We start from the raw sequence: 15,253 nt of genomic DNA, 5'->3' as shown, positions 1-15,253 counted from the left end.
CCGTCCGCACAGCGCGTGCGGGGGCCTGCCTCCGATGTCACGCATACTCGGTGTAAACAACGTCATGGCACATAACAGCTAGCGAAGAAATAACCCTGGTATTCAACTCACTCGAGAAGTATGGACATAGATCGAATCGCCTCGAGTAGTCTCCTAATAAGTGGTAAATCTACCTGCAGGTTTGGTGGCTAAACAACTGCCTCTACTCCGACGAACGTGATTCATGTCCATACTTCTCGGTCGAGTGGGCGTCTGCGATCTCGGGGGAGGCTAACTGCGCGTGAAACGGGCGGGTCTGGGCGTGCGCCATGGGATTGGCGGCCGGCTGAGCACGGCAAACATCTGCGTATTGGCAACCTCCTGCATGCCGGAGGCCACCGACGCGCTAGCGACTCCATGCCTCATGACAAACCCCTTTCGATGCGCACGTCACCTGGGGAGTAAACTCATTACGGACATTCATTCATCCCGCCCAACGCGGGATTTCCCTGAGGAGGGCCCATGGATAGCTACACGCCGAAGCCAAGCGACGTCCTTGAACGATTCATGCGTTACGTGCAGATTGACTCGCAGTCTGATCCGCACAACGAGGAGGAGACCCCGTCGACCGCCTGCCAGCACGACATGGCCCGCCAGCTTGCCGCCGAGCTCGCCGAGCTGGGCTGCGTCGAGGTCGAGGCCACGAGCAACGCCTACGTGACGGCGACGCTGCCCGCCTCGGCCGGGGCGGAGGATCTCCCGGCCCTCGGCCTCATTGCCCACATCGACACCGCACCCGACGCGCCTGCCGCCGGTGTCAAGCCGCGCGTCGTCCGCTATGAAGGCGGCCCGCTCGTCGCCGGCGAGCGCGACGGCCACGTAATCGAGACCACGCCCGAGCAGCTCCCCGCGCTCGAGCGATTCGTCGGCCAGGACATCGTCGTCACGGACGGCACTACGCTTCTTGGCGCGGACGACAAGGCGGGCGTTGCGGAGATCGTCGCCCTCGCTGCGCGTCTCGCCGCTCATTCCGAGCTTCCGCACCCCACGCTCAAGATTGCCTTCGTGCCGGACGAGGAGATTGGCCATGGCGCGTCCCTGCTCGACCTCGAGAAGTTCGGCGCGACCTGGGCCTACACCGTCGATGGCGAGGAGCTCGGCGACTTCAACTGGGAGTGCTTCTCCGCGAGCCAAGCCAAGGTCACGGCCCATGGTGTCGAGGTGCACCCCGGTAGTGCCAAGAACGTCATGGTCAACGCCATCACCGTGCTCGGCGAATTTGATGCCCTGCTTCCCGCGGCAGAGCGCCCGGAGTACACGGAGGGTTACGAGGGCTTCTTCCACCCGATCGAGGTCTCGGGTTCTTCGGGCGAGGCAAGTCTGACCTACATCGTGCGCGACTTCGACGCGGACCACTTCGCCGCCCGCGAGCAGCAGCTTCGTGATGCCGCGGAGTTCCTCAACAGGCGCTATGGCACCGGCACGGTCGAGGTCGAGATTCGCGAGCAGTATCGCAACATGGCCGAGCACCTGCGTGGTATGGACTTCCTGCGCGATAACGCCTTCGCCGCGATGGCGGCGTGTGGCATGGAACCGCGCGTCGTGCCCGTCCGTGGCGGCACCGACGGCGCCCAGCTGACCTTCCGCGGCCTGCCGTGCCCCAACTTGCCCACTGGCGGCTACAACTTCCATGGCGTTCGCGAGTTCATTCCCGTGCGCAGCATGGAGCTCATGGTCGACGCGCTCGAGCAGCTCGTGGCCCGCTTCGCGGCTCCGCAGGAGTAATCGCGCGCGGCGAAGGGCGCCTGGCGATTCGTCGCGCCCTTTTCGTCGCGCCCTTTGCCGCTTAACTCGGGTGCCTGCCGCCTTGTGTTGGCAGGCGTCCAAGCCAAGCGGCTTGCTGTCACGACAACCGACCACATCGCCACAATCCAGAGAACGGAGACATCGTGATTAAGCTCATCGCATCGGATATGGACGGCACGCTGCTCGACGAGCACTCCGAGGTGCCGGCGGAGACCTTCGGCATCATTCGCGAGCTTCGCGAGGCGGGCGTTCACTTCGCGGCGAGCTCCGGCCGCAGGCTCGACACGCTCCATGAGTTCTTCGCTCCCGTTGTGGACCAGATGGACTTCGTGGCATCGAACGGCGCCCAGGTCGTGGTGTCGGGAGAGCTCATCGACCGCGAGGTCTTCTCGCACATCGGGCTCAGGCGTCTGAAGGAGACGGTCGACAACTTCGATTGCCTCCACATCGCCCTTTTCGACCGCACCCAGAGCTTCCTGCTTGATGACGAGGATCGCTTCGAGCGTGAGATCGACAAGGATCTGCTCGCCGCTGTCCGCGTTTATGACGTGCCCGCACCCGAGGTGAACATCCTCAAGACCTCGATCTTCTGCGACACGCCCGAATACACGATGGACATGGCCTACGTCCTCCAGCGCGAGCTGGGCGATCGCTTTGTTTTCGCGCCCTCGGGCTCGAGGTGGATTGACGTCATGCAGGTGGGCGTTTCGAAGGCAACGGGCATTCGCCAGATTATGGAGTACCTGGGCATCGAGGCGGACGAGGTCATGGCTTTCGGTGATGCCATGAACGACTACGAGATCCTGCGCATGGTGGGTCATCCCGTGGCGATGGGCAATGGCCGCTACGCCGTCAAACAGATTGCCGAGCGCGTGATTGGGAAGAATACCGAGCAGGCCGTTCAGGCCGAGATGCGTCGCGTTCTCGAGGAGGCGCGCGCTCGGGCGTAATCGATACGAGGGGTTTGAGGTACGCAATGTCAGCAACGATGATGGGCACGGCGACGTCGGCGCGCGAGGAGACGGAGCCCGAGGCTGAACCCACGGGCCCGGATATCCGGCAGTATGTCGTGGTCGATCGCTCTCTGGGCATGAGCGCGGGCAAGGTCGCCGCGCAGGTGGCACATGCGAGCGTGGCGGCGCTGCTCGCTGGCACCCAACGCTACGTCGAGGGCGACCCTACGTGTGGCCCCATCGGGCTCGAGTGGGGCGGTAGCCTTGCGCGCACATCCGTTGACGCGGGTGTGCTGACGGAGTGGGTTCGCCAGGGTGAGCCCAAGATCGTGCTCGCAGTCGATGGCGAACGCGCACTTGCCGCGCTCGTGAGTCGTGCGGAGAGCCGCGGCTTCATGGAGGGCATGGACTTCTTCTGCATCCGCGACGCGTGCCGCACCGAGCTCACGCCGGATGCCTCCGGTAGCCGTTGGACCTGCGTCGGGTTCGCGCCCATGGACGTGAGCGCGATCTCGCCCGTGACGGGCCAGCTGCCGCTGTATAGGTAGCCGGCGCGGCACCGTTCCGCGCGCCTGTTGCCACGGCGCGTCTGTTTTGCACTCTGCCGCGTCGCGCGTCCGACGCCCGCCCGCGCGCCCCGCCGTTGCGTGCCCGACGCCCGCCCGCGCTCCGCCCCAAAGAACACCGCGATGGGAACCACATGATCGAGATCCAGGGTATTACCAAGTCCTACAAGACCGGAGACTTCGTCCAGCGTGCCCTTGATGGCGTGTCCATCACCTTCCGTGAAAGCGAGTTCGTGGCGGTGCTGGGCCCCTCGGGCTCCGGCAAGACGACCTTCCTCAATATCCTCGGCGGCTTTGATCATGCTGATTCCGGCGACATCATCGTGAACGGCGTCTCGACCAAAGACTACTCAGACGCCGACTGGGACACCTATCGCAACCATCGCATCGGCTTCGTGTTCCAGAGCTACAACCTTATCCCGCACCAGACGATTCTCCAGAATGTCGAGCTCGCGCTCACGTTGGCGGGCGTTGGCCGCGAGGAGCGTCGCGAGCGTGCCCGTGCCGCGCTCGAGCGCGTAGGCCTGGGCGACCACGTCAACAAGCGCCCGGCGCAGCTCTCCGGCGGCCAGATGCAGCGCGTCGCCATCGCCCGCGCCCTCGTGAACGACCCTGAGATTGTGCTCGCGGACGAGCCCACCGGCGCCCTCGACACGGAGACCGGCATCCAGGTCATGAACATCCTCGCCGAGGTGGCGCAGGATCGCCTCGTTATCATGGTCACCCACAACCCACAGCTCGCGGAGGACTACGCCACGCGCATCGTCCGCATCAAGGACGGCCGCATTGTGGATGACTCGCGTCCCATCGCCGACGCCGAGCTCGCGGAGCGCCGCGCCGCCGAGAAGGGCGCGGGGCAGCCAAAGCACCGCTCCTCGATGAGCTTCCTGACGGCGCTCGCGCTCTCCGCCAACAACCTCATGACGAAGAAGGGCCGCACGGCCATGACGGCCTTTGCCGGCTCGATTGGCATCATCGGCATCGCTGCGATCCTGGCGCTTTCCAACGGCGTGAACGAGTACATCGCCCGTGTCGAGCAAGACACGCTCTCCAGCTATCCGCTCTCCATCTCTCGCCAGGACTACGACCTCACGGGCATGATGGACGAGGCCGGCACGGCGAGTGACGATACGGCCCAGAGTGAGGCGCCGGAGAACCCGAGCGGCTCCGACAAGATTCCCGTGGTCACGGCGCTCAAGGAGATGTTCGCGAGTGTCAAGTCGAACGACCTCGCTTCCTTCAAGCAGTGGCTCGATGCTGGCGGCGACGGCATCGCGGACGACGTTAACGCCATCCAGTATGACTACGGCAGCACACCCATCATCTACCGCGAACAGGACGGGGCCGACCCGGTGAAGCTCGTGCCCAACAACATGACCGTCGCAGCGAGCGGAGGCGCCTCGAACGCCGCGACGGCGGGCATGTCGTCGATGAACGGCTCGAGCGTCTTCAACGAGATGATCGACGACCAGGAGCTCCTCGACTCGCAGTACGACGTCGTCGCCGGCCGCTGGGCGAGCGCACCCGACGAGGCGGTGCTTGTGCTGTCGAGCCGTGGGACCGTGGGCGACTACACGCTCTACAGCATCGGTAAGCTCGACATAGACGAGCTCAACCGCCTGGTCTCGAGCGCCATGTCAGCGGATGGCAACATCACCACGCCCGACACGGACGTGGAGTTCACCTATGACGAGGCGCTCCAGACCAAGTTCAAGGTGCTTTCGCCTTCAGACGCCTATCGCAGGAACGACGAAACCGGCGGCTGGACCGACATGAGCAACGACGCCGCCTTCATGGCGGACAAGGTCGCCAGCGGCCTCGACCTCAAGATCGTTGGCGTGGTGAGGCCCAATGGCAGCTCGAGCTCGAGGGCGCTTTCCCCGGGCGTCGCCTACACGCATGGTCTCACGGAGGAGCTCATGGCCCGCGCCGCGAACTCCGACATCGTGAAGCAGCAGCTCGCGAGCCCCGAGGTCGACGTCTTCACGGGCAAGACCTTCGACACCCTCCAGGAGGAGAGCAAGCGCGGCTTCGACCTCTCCAGCATGTTCTCCGTCGACGAGGCGGAGCTCAAACGCGCGTTCTCCATCGATGAGAGTGCGCTCAACCTGCAGGGATTTGACTTCTCCGGCATGGATTTGGGGAACGTGAAGCTCGACCTGTCCGATATCGACTTCGACATCGATATGAACAAGATCATGGCCGGAGCGCCCGTGCCTGATTTCTCTGGCGTTTTCCAGGACCCGCTTACGCCGGAGCAGATTAAGCAGCTCGGTGACCTTGCGAACCAGCTCCTTGCGAACTTCCTGACGTCTGACCAGTTCCGTGACCTCGGAACCGACGTGAACGATCCGTCGAAGGTGGTCGCGGCGTTCCAGAAGTATCTGGCGGAGGATACGGGCGCCCAGGAGACGCTCGCCCAGATCAAGGCGATCGCGGGGGAGGGCGTTGCCGGGAGGCTGCAGAAAGCGCTCACCGACTATATGCAGAACAGCTTCGTGCCGTACCTGAAGCAGGCGATGCAGCAGGTCATGGATCAGATGAGCCAGCAGATTGGCAACGCGATCGCCTCGCAGCTCCAAAGCTCGCTCGCGGGGGTCATGGGCCAGGCTGCGCAGAGCATGGGCTCGCAACTCGCGAGCGGCATGCAGAGCGCCTTCCACGTGGATGCGAGTGCCTTCGCCAATGCCATCCACTTCAACATGACGGCGGACGACCTCACCTCGCTCATGACGAGCTATGCAAATGCCGGACGCCTTACGTATGACAACAACCTCTCCGCGCTTGGCTATGCTGACGAGAGCAACCCGCAGATGGTGAAGATCTATCCCGTTGATTTCGAGGCCAAGAGCCGCGTGGTCGCGAGCATTGATGCATACAACGAAACCGCCAAGGCGGCCGGCGATGAGGACCGCGTGATCTCCTACACGGACTACATGGGCGTCATCATGGGCAGCGTCACGGACATCGTGAACATGATCAGCCTCGTGCTCATCGCGTTCGTGAGCATTTCACTGGTGGTGAGTTCGATCATGATCGGCATCATCACCTACATCAGCGTGCTCGAACGCAAGAAGGAGATAGGCATCCTGCGCGCGATGGGCGCTTCCAAGGGCAATGTCGCGAACGTCTTCAACGCGGAGACCTTCATCGAGGGCCTCATCGCGGGCGTGTTTGCGATTGCGGTGGTGCTTATCGTGTCGGTTCCGGTGAACGCCTGGGTGCTGCGCGAGCACAATGTCGCGAACATCATGAGCCTGCCCGCGGGTGCTGCCGTTGCGCTGATTTGCATATCGGTGCTGCTCACGGTGGTCGCCGGACTCATTCCGTCCTTCTCAGCCGCGAAGCGTGATCCGGTCGAGGCCCTGCGCAGCGAGTAGATGGCAGGCCCGCGCGCGGCGGCGTGGCTCGAGCATGGCCTCCGGCCGGGGCGGCGGCGCGGCGAGCGGGCATGCCCCGAGTGCGGTGGGCAGGGTGGTGCGTGGTTCGCGCATGACGGAGCGAACCGCCTTTGCGCCTACAGCTCGAGCGTGGCGATGAGGGCAAGGTGGTCCGAGCCCGGCACCTCTGCCGTGGAGATCTCCGTGGCGATCACCCGATCGCTCGTGACGACGTGGTCGATGCTACAGAATGCGGGGATCTCCAGGTTAGCGGGCCAGGTGCTCGTGATGCCGGCTCCGCACTCGCGAGCGGCGTCGTGGAGCCTGGGCGAATCAGCCGCCGTGCCCTCACCAAGCATCTCGCGGAAGGGTGCGTGGTCATATGTGGCGTTGAAATCGCCAAGAAGGACGTAATCAAGGCTATCGTCCTCCGCTAGGCGCTCGCGCGTCACGCCAATCTCGGTAATGCTTTTCTCCCACAGGGCCCAGTAGCCCAGGGCGGGCGAACACGTGTGGACGGAGACGAGGCGCAGGCGGGCGGTCGTGCCGTCTGGGCGCGTGACCTCGATGGTGCCCGCGGGCATGGCGGATGCGGACGAGCCGATGTCGTCGCTCGCGGCGTCCGAGAGGGGAAGCGCGCTCCACACGCCGTTGCCGTAGACGCCGTCCGAGCTCGAGCGCTCGGAATAGGGGAGGAGCTCGTCGATTCCCGCCGCCTTAAGCTCGTTCACGAAGTCGACCGTGGTCTCCTGCAGAGCGAGGACCTGGATGTTGTTTTCGCGCACCAGCTCGACGATGCGCTCGGCGCTGGCGTTTCCCTTGTAGACGTTGCAGGTCATGACGCGGAGGGTCGTTGTCTGGCTATCCTCCGCGGCGAGCGCCGAGGTGACACGCTGGCTGGGAATGAAGAAGGGCGCCTGCCAGGCAACCTCGAGGGCGATCGCGCATGCGGCTATGATGCGCACGAAGAGCCGTGCCTCATGATGGTGACGCCATGCTGGGACGAAGGAGAATGCGAGCGCGACGGCGGCTGATCCCGCGAACCATGGCGTGAGCGAGACGACATTCGCGACGAAGGGGAGCGCCGCGAGTGAGTCGGGTAGCATGCGACATGCGATGCCGCCAAGCGTTACGAGTGCCAGTAGCAGGGTGATTGCTCGCATGTCTCTCCTCTCGTGAACAAATGCGGGTGCGGTGGATTGCGCGCTTCGACGTCGCGCGAACTCCTGGGGCCGTAAGGGTCGCGTCGTCTTTTGACGGCCTTGAATGGTAGGCTATTCGCAAATCGCTGGCATCTAGCGTGTGGAGGTCCGATGACGAAGGACAGGGCTACGGAGATTCGAGAGGCGATTGCCGCCGCGGATGCCGCGCTCAAGCATCTTGGAAATGCCGCAGATATGCTCGATGACGCTGGACGCTGGGGCATCGTGGATATGCTTGGCGGAGGGCTCATCACAACCCTACTCAAGCATCGCAAGATCTCTGATGCTCAAGACGAGATTGATGAGGCAAAGCGCGCGCTTCGCATCTTCGTGAAGGAGCTTGACGATGTGGATGAGGCCACTGGGCTCAATGTCGAGCTAGGTAGCGGCCTTCAGTTCGCGGATATCTTCTTCGACGGCGTGCTTGCTGACTGGATCGCACAGAACAAGATTGACCGCGCGAAGCAGCAGGTTGCGGATGCGATGCGTCAGGTTTATGCCGTTCGCTCTCAACTCGAGCGCATGCACTAGGGCGCGGGGCTTGCGATGGGCAAGGAAGGGCGATTGGAACACGTGTGCCCGGGCACGGCGCGCGAAGAAGAGGCTCGTGGCGAGTGCGCGGCCTCACTCTCGTTGCGTCAGGAGGCTCGCGACCTCAATGTGCTCGCGAGATTTCTCGGGCAACGAGACCTTCCGCTGCTGAGCCGGGACGGCGTCGCCGCGGCGAGTACCCAGGTTGACGTGGCGGTCCTCTTTGGGGGATCGATCCTAGCGGGTGGCGAGGTTCTTGCTGATGTCATGAAAGCGGGCATCGCCCGTACCTACGTCATCGTTGGCGGCGTGGGCCACACGACGGAGACGCTACGCGAACGGGCGCGGGCGGTATGGCCACGCATCGATGTCGCTTCCGGCGCCGCGGAGGCGGAGATTTTCGACGCCTATCTCCGCGAATATCACGGTATGTCCGCCGACCTTCTTGAGACGCGGTCGACTAACTCCGGAAATAACATCACGTATCTCCTCGAGCTGCTCGAGTCGAAGGGCATTACCGCGGAGAGCTTCCTTCTCATGCAGGACGCGACGATGATGAGGCGCATGGTTGCGGGCCTGCGCTTCCATAGGCCTGACGCTGCTGTTTTGGCATACGCGACCTATGCGGCGAGAGTCGTTGCTGATTCAGGCAGCCTCTCTTACGAGGATGAGCCGCTGGGTATGTGGGGCATAGAGCGATATCGAACGCTGCTTATGGGAGAGGTGCCACGTCTGCGAGACGATGCCTCGGGTTATGGACCCAAAGGGGCTGGTTGGATCGCGCACGTTGATATTCCGCGCGACGTGGAGGATGCGTTTGCGCGTCTTAGGGCTGCGCATCCGGAGGCAGTGCGCGTGGCCAATTCGGCGTACGCCTCTCGCTGAGATGTGATTTGCTGGCGTGCCTACAACACCAGCTGGTAGGCCAGGCGCGGGTCGCCATCCTCGAGGTGGATGATGCCGCAGTACGAGAATCCCGCCTTGGCGACGATGTGCTGCATGGTCAGGTTGTCATTGTGCGTGTCGATACGCAGGTTGCGGATGCCCAGCTTGCTAGCCTCGTCCTTTGCGCGAGCCAAGACGGAGGAGAACACGCCTCTCATGGTGCCGTCACTCGCGACGCGATGGATGGTCACGTAGGGCTCGTCGTTGAGCCAGGCGCCATCATAGATCTGCTGGTAGGTTGGGTCTTCCTCGCTATAGATGGTAAACGAGAAATGCGCGCGGTCATCCTCGTCGACGCCAACGCGGCATGCGCCTTCCTCGACGCTGCTCGCAATTTCCTCGGGAGAGGGGCGGCCATCGCCCCACTGATGGGGATTGCCGTGTTCTGCCATGTAGCGACGAGCGGCGGCGTAGATGCGAACGAGGTCGTCAAGATCCTCGCTGGTAGCGATGCGAATCTGCATGTGAAGTCCTGTCTTATGCTGAAGGCGGGCGTGCTGGCGTTGGCCGCGCCCGCGCCGCCGGGCTCTTGGCTCCGCGGACTGCGCTGACGTTTGCCGCGATTTTGCTGGCGAGGTATGGGCTCGGGCGTGTTGGTGCTAGCCGCGCTGGTCTTCCGGGCACTCCTCGGCGGTACCGAGGGGGCGACCCGAGTAGTTGAGCCCGTTGATTGCGCGGCGAAGCTCCTCTCCGCCATGCGTGAAGGCCTGGGCGAGGGCCGGCCATCCGTCGAGGGCGGCGTCGAACCTCGTCTGGAAGGAATCCTGTGAGGTGCCGCCTGCGAAGGGGTTCTCCCAAGGCAGGTGAGAGAGATTCGCCACCCAACAGTCGTCGCTCGTGGTGACGCGGTGCGAGAGCGAGGTGAGCTGCGAGTGCGGACGCGCGATGCGCTCGAGGGTACCGAGCGCGCGACTCTTCAGCGAGCCGCTGGGCTCGATAGCTCGATAGCACAGCTCCATGTCATCGGCAGCGGCAGCGTACTCAGTCGCGGAGAGGTCGATGCCGAAGGCGGCCCAGGCAACCTGGCTCGTGAGCGCGCCGGCGACGCGGCAGATGCGATCCGTGCGCGCGAGCTCACCGGCGGGTGGGCAATCGTGAACCGTGGCGCGGCGGCGCGTCCAGAGCATCCAAGAGTCGAGGTCTGCCTCGATGACGGCATGAACCTCGCTGGCGGCATCATCTAGCTCGGGATTCGCGGCGATGATGGCGTACTGCTGCGCGTAGATGAAGGGGTGTGCAGAACGATCGAGCGCGTAGTGGGAGAGCATGCCGAGGGCGAAGGCGCGGCCGATGCCGGCGTCATGGACGGGAAGGTGGCTCACTCCGTCGCGAAGCGCCGTGAACGCTGCCGTCATGTGCTCGTCATGCATGCGATGGGCGAGCTGGTGAGAGGCGCTGGTCGCTGAGGGCGCGCCGAGCACGTGGAAGAAGAAGGGGTCCGGGCCTTGGTTGCCGAGCAGGAACGCGAGAAGTTCCTCCTCGCCGGTAATGACGTTTTCCGGGAGGAGCGCGGCTGAGCTCTCGCCGAACAGATGATGAGTGATGAGAGCAGGCATGAGAGTCCTTCCTCGGTCGATTTGCTGCGTCCATTATGCCCCTGCCGGGGGAGTGCTATCCATGGGGCGGCGGGTATCCGTCATATTCGTGTTTGGCTATCCGTCTATTGGATTTTGACATGCATTGCGGACACTTATGGCATCGCCGCTCCTATAAAGGGGCCGCTTACCGTTGCATTACATAAGGCGTCGCCAAGTCCGGGTATCATGCATGGGACGCACATGGCGCGCGCCCGAGCCCGCGCCTCGATGATGCAGACAGGAGAGCCTAAATGGCCAAGACGAAGTTCACGAAGCTCGAGCGCAATTGGGTCATGTATGACGTTGGAAACTCGGCGCTCGTACTGCTCAACACCTCTATCGTGCCGATCTACTTCAACGCCATCAACACGGGCGCCTCTTCGGCAGAGCTCGTGACCGCATGGGCTAATGCCCAAACGATCGCCTCCCTCGTGGTGGCGCTGCTCATGCCCATTCTGGGTTCGCTCGCGGATTATGCGGGCAACAAGATTAAGTTCTTCCTTGGGTTCTTCCTCACGGGTCTCGTCCTGTGCTTCGCCCAGGCTATTCCGATGGCCGCCCTGCCGTTCCTCGTGCTCTACGTGCTCTGCACGGTGGGCCTTAACTCGTCGATGACCTTCTATGACGCCATGCTCACCGACGTCACGACGGACGAGCGCATGGACACGGTCTCGAGTGCGGGCTATGCCTGGGGCTATGTTGGCTCGACCATCCCCTTCATCATCTGCCTCGCCCTGATCTTCGGTGGCCCGGCGTTGGGCCTCGAGATGATGCTCTGCACGCGCCTCTCCTTCGTGATTACGGGTATTTGGTGGCTCGCGTTCACGCTGCCGCTCATCCGCACTTACAAGCAGAAGTACGGCAAGGAGCGCGGTGAGGGAGACACCCTTGGCAAGATCGTCGCCTCCACGTTCTCTGGCCTGGCCGACACCATGGGTCGCATCGCCAAGGACCGCGTGCTCTTGATCTACATGATTGCCTTCTTCTTCTATATCGATGGCGTCCACACGGTTATCTCGATGGCGACGAGTTATGGCTCCGCCCTTGGCATTGATTCGACGCAGCTCGTGCTCGCGTTGCTCGTGACACAGTTCGTAGCGTTCCCCTCTGCCATCATTTATGGCAAGCTTGCTGGCAAGTTCGGCACGCTCCGCATGATCATCGTGGCCGTGCTCGCATACTGCGGCATCGTCCTGTTCGCGGCGTTCCTGCTGAAGACGGCGATCGAGTTCTGGATCCTCGCCATCCTCGTGGGCCTCTTCCAGGGTGGCATTCAGGCGCTTTCCCGCAGCTACTTTGGCAGGCTCGTTCCCAAGGAGCGCGCCAACGAGTACTACGGCTTTTTCGACATCTTCGGTCGCTACGCGAGTGTCATGGGCACCTTCCTCGTGAGCGTTATCACCGCTGCGACCGGCAATGCCAGCCTGGGCGTGCTTTCCATTGGCGTGCTGCTCGTAGTGGGCCTCGTCATGCTGTTCACCCTGCCGGATGCCCGTGGCGAGAGGGCTGCATAAGGGCAACTCGCCCACGGCATTTCGCGGAGGTTTGCCTTGGTTCGCCGGGGCGCGCGATGTCATTCGTGATGCGCGTCGGTGCTGGCTCTTCGTCATTGGCGTTTGGCCCTATCATTCATAGCGCTCGAGAGTTGGCCGGTCTGTGGGTGACCGGCCAACCTTTTTGTCTCATGCCACCTCGGGGAGGGTGCGGGTTTCTTGGGTATCGTTGAGATTCTGGTGCTGGGCGTGGCACTATCCGCCGACGCCTTTGCTGTGACCATTTCGAATACGTTTGTCTACCCTGGCGAGGCGAAGGCCCGCCTAGCACTCATGCCGGTACTCTTTGGCCTGTTCCAGGGGCTCATGCCGTTGCTGGGCTACTTTGTGGGAGGCCTTGCGGCTGAGGTCATCGAGGAGTATTCCGGGATTATCACGCTGATTATCCTTGGCTTCATCGGGGGCAATATGGTTCGCGAGGGCGTGTGCGCCTTGCTGGGCCTTGGCGGTGATGCGGACGTGCCTGGCAATGGCCCCGCGGTAAAGCGGCTCACCGTCGCGACTCTGCTGGTTCAGGCGATCGCGACCGCTATCGATGCGTTTGCCGTTGGCGTGAGTCTCCGTGCCCAGGCGGTTGCCATTGTGCCTGCGGCGACAATCATCGCGCTGACCACGGCTGCCTGCTGCGTGATTGCGCTTTTCATTGGTCGTAAGCTTGGTGAGGTCTTGGGCGATCGCGCCGAGGTCGCCGGTGGCATCGTGCTGATCATCATTGGCCTTAAGGCATTCTTTGCATAATTTCTTTCGGGGATACTGCCGCGCGGCGTGCGTGGCTTTCGCGCCAGAGATGCCCGCGGCGCGCGTGGCTTCCGCGCCAGAGGTGCCCCGTGGAGCGCGCGCATAACTCCCGCGAGCCTGGGTATGTCTAGTGCGTGAGCTTATCCGTTGGATACACAGCTTCGCGTTTCGTTTCGCGGAGCGACGATGACACGTCGTTCCTCTTGATATGACGGGGTGCACTCATATCCAGCGTTGTCTTGGGAGGCAAACATGAACGCGTTCGAGAAACTCTTCAAGCGCACGAAGGCGACGGTCATCCTTATGGGGATCGCCTTGCTGGTGCTCGGCATCGCGATGTTCGTGAGCCCGATTGGGGCAACGCTTTTGATCGTGCAGGTCGCCGGGTGGACGCTTGCCTTGGTGGGCGTCGTGACGCTGCTTGGCTGCTGGGCGCGCCGCGCGTTGTTCCTGAGCCAGGCTGACTTGGCGATCGGTCTCGTGGAGACCGTTCTCGGCATGTGCCTCATCCTCTGGCCGGATGCCTTCGTTGCCGGAATCTACGTGATCATCGGCGTGATCATCCTTATTACGGGCGTGAATGACATCATCGAGGCAAATGTTGTGTTCAGGCTTGGGCTTCCGGGTCGTGGCTGGCGCTATGTGGTGGGTCTTCTCACGCTTGCGGCCGGCGTCCTTGTTGTGACTTCGCCCTTCACGATGGCGGAGTTCGTGATGCTCATCGCGGGCGTTGCGCTTATCTTCGATGGCGTTACGGAAATCGCTGCCGGCGTCACGATGAAGGCCGAGTAGACCGCTTGCGGATGCGCGGCCGCGGTTCTAGCAGTCATCTCGGGTAAGGCTGCTTGCGAGTAGCACGCCGGCTTTCTGGCGGGGCCGAGAAGGCTGCTTGCGAGTGACGCGCCGCCCTCCCCGACGGGGCCGAGCTGCTTGCCCTACTGCTTGCCGTCGATGATCGGCCAGGCGAGCATGAGGTCTCGCTTGTCGATTGAGTGGGGAGCGGCGGCGCGCGTCTTGGGCTTGGCGCAGAAGGCGATGCCGATGCCAGCCTCGAGAATCATTGGGATGTCATTGGCGCCGTCGCCCATGGCGACGGTCTTTTCACGAGAGAGACCCAGCTCGTCTGCCCACTCGCGCAGCGCCCGGACCTTGCTCTCCTTGGTGACGACCTCAGAGATCACCTTACCGGTGAGACGCCCATCGACGACCTCGAGCTGGTTCGCGAGGCAGTAGTCAATGCCCGCCGCGGCAACGATCTTGTCTGCGACCTGATGGAAACCGCCTGAAACCACGCCGACCTTCCAACCGCGACGGTGGGCCTCCTCGACGAGCTCGAGCGCGCCGGGAGTAAACGTCACGCGAGCGAAGGTGCGGTCGAAGACGCTTTCATCGAGACCCGCCAGGAGCCCGACGCGCTCCGCGAGTGCCTCGCGAAAGTCGAGCTCGCCGCGCATGGCACGCTCGGTGATCTGGGCGACACGGTCGCCGACGCCGGCCTCTTCGCCGAGGAGGTCGATGACCTCCTCGTTGATGAGCGTGGAGTCGATATCCATGACGATGAGGCCACGGGTGGCGGTGTTCGTATCGGGCGTTGCCATCTCTGCCATGGTTTCTCCTCTGTCTACCGCCATGTTGGGACGGTGCTTTTGCGCGTGGTGCTCGTTACTGCTCGCTTTGGCAACTCGCCGCGTTGAGGCTTGCTGCCGAAGTTTGCCGTTAACTGCATTGTCTGCGTATTTCGATGCGTTTTTGACGCCATTCGATTCAATTTACCTTGTGGAAAAGGAAAACAACGGACGCAATTGCTGACCGGGTAAATCCCCGCCGCATCTTGCGGGCCTTCATGCCCCTCTTAAGAAGGGTGAGGACTATATTCAACAGCATGTATAGCGTCCTGGGATGGCTCGTCATGCCGGGCATAGTTTGTCTATACGCTAATTATTTCGCCGTTCCCCGCTTTAACCACGCGAAGTCGCGTTATGCTCACGCGCGCACCACGCATCGCTCACGTGGGTGTCGCGCG

13 protein-coding genes are annotated in these 15,253 nt (G+C 62.9%); 9 read left to right on the top strand and 4 right to left on the bottom strand.

Features of this window, described 5'->3' with window-relative positions:
- Positions 1-501 precede the first annotated feature (501 nt).
- The 4 genes from pepT to ABCN07_RS04560 all read left to right on the top strand — a co-directional run bounded on the left by pepT (position 502) and on the right by ABCN07_RS04560 (position 6,684).
- Positions 502-1,764 carry a peptidase T gene (pepT, locus tag ABCN07_RS04575; RefSeq protein ID WP_343005579.1) on the top strand — a complete coding sequence of 421 codons (1,263 nt, stop codon included), beginning with the start codon at positions 502-504 and terminating at the stop codon, positions 1,762-1,764.
- Positions 1,765-1,928: 164 nt separating this feature from the next.
- A complete protein-coding gene (locus ABCN07_RS04570; RefSeq protein WP_343005577.1) occupies positions 1,929-2,735 on the top strand; it encodes an HAD family hydrolase in 807 nt (268 codons plus the stop codon).
- A gap of 26 nt (positions 2,736-2,761) precedes the next feature.
- Positions 2,762-3,286 (top strand): aminoacyl-tRNA hydrolase, encoded by a 525-nt coding sequence (locus tag ABCN07_RS04565; protein WP_343005576.1) that lies wholly within the window; start codon positions 2,762-2,764, stop codon positions 3,284-3,286.
- Positions 3,287-3,438: 152 nt separating this feature from the next.
- On the top strand, positions 3,439-6,684 hold the full coding sequence (locus ABCN07_RS04560; protein WP_343005575.1) for an ABC transporter ATP-binding protein/permease: 3,246 nt from the start codon (positions 3,439-3,441) through the stop codon (positions 6,682-6,684).
- A gap of 137 nt (positions 6,685-6,821) precedes the next feature.
- On the opposite strand, the gene ABCN07_RS04555 is transcribed toward ABCN07_RS04560, so the two are convergent.
- On the bottom strand, positions 6,822-7,847 hold the full coding sequence (locus tag ABCN07_RS04555; protein WP_343005573.1) for an endonuclease/exonuclease/phosphatase family protein: 1,026 nt from the start codon (positions 7,845-7,847) through the stop codon (positions 6,822-6,824).
- A gap of 150 nt (positions 7,848-7,997) precedes the next feature.
- On the opposite strand from ABCN07_RS04555, the gene ABCN07_RS04550 reads away from it, so the two are divergent.
- A complete protein-coding gene (locus ABCN07_RS04550) occupies positions 7,998-8,417 on the top strand; it encodes a hypothetical protein (RefSeq protein ID WP_343005572.1) in 420 nt (139 codons plus the stop codon).
- A 42-nt stretch (positions 8,418-8,459) separates the two neighbouring features.
- Positions 8,460-9,302: a YdcF family protein gene (locus ABCN07_RS04545; RefSeq protein WP_343005583.1), complete on the top strand. Its 843-nt coding sequence runs from the start codon at positions 8,460-8,462 to the stop codon at positions 9,300-9,302.
- A gap of 20 nt (positions 9,303-9,322) precedes the next feature.
- Here ABCN07_RS04545 and ABCN07_RS04540 read toward each other — a convergent pair whose 3' ends face one another.
- On the bottom strand, positions 9,323-9,826 hold the full coding sequence (locus tag ABCN07_RS04540) for an N-acetyltransferase (RefSeq protein ID WP_343005571.1): 504 nt from the start codon (positions 9,824-9,826) through the stop codon (positions 9,323-9,325).
- 135 nt (positions 9,827-9,961) lie between these two features.
- Positions 9,962-10,918, bottom strand: coding sequence for a zinc dependent phospholipase C family protein (locus ABCN07_RS04535; protein WP_343005570.1), 957 nt, complete (start codon positions 10,916-10,918; stop codon positions 9,962-9,964).
- Positions 10,919-11,190: 272 nt separating this feature from the next.
- Between ABCN07_RS04535 and ABCN07_RS04530 the strand changes: the two genes are divergently transcribed.
- The 3 genes from ABCN07_RS04530 to ABCN07_RS04520 all read left to right on the top strand — a co-directional run bounded on the left by ABCN07_RS04530 (position 11,191) and on the right by ABCN07_RS04520 (position 14,022).
- Entirely contained in the window at positions 11,191-12,453 is a 1,263-nt protein-coding gene (locus ABCN07_RS04530; RefSeq protein ID WP_343005569.1) for an MFS transporter, read from the top strand.
- Positions 12,454-12,651: 198 nt separating this feature from the next.
- Positions 12,652-13,230 (top strand): manganese efflux pump MntP family protein, encoded by a 579-nt coding sequence (locus ABCN07_RS04525; protein WP_343005568.1) that lies wholly within the window; start codon positions 12,652-12,654, stop codon positions 13,228-13,230.
- Positions 13,231-13,482: 252 nt separating this feature from the next.
- Positions 13,483-14,022, top strand: a complete 540-nt coding sequence (locus tag ABCN07_RS04520) for a DUF308 domain-containing protein (protein ID WP_343005567.1) — start codon at positions 13,483-13,485, stop codon at positions 14,020-14,022.
- A gap of 143 nt (positions 14,023-14,165) precedes the next feature.
- On the opposite strand, the gene serB is transcribed toward ABCN07_RS04520, so the two are convergent.
- A complete protein-coding gene (gene serB, locus ABCN07_RS04515) occupies positions 14,166-14,837 on the bottom strand; it encodes a phosphoserine phosphatase SerB (protein ID WP_343005566.1) in 672 nt (223 codons plus the stop codon).
- Positions 14,838-15,253: the final 416 nt, after the last annotated feature.

The sequence above is a fragment of the Collinsella sp. 1033st1_E11_1033SCRN_220408 genome (genome assembly GCF_039062465.1).
Taxonomy (GTDB): domain Bacteria; phylum Actinomycetota; class Coriobacteriia; order Coriobacteriales; family Atopobiaceae; genus Parolsenella.
This window is presented reverse-complemented; position numbering and strand designations above follow the sequence as displayed.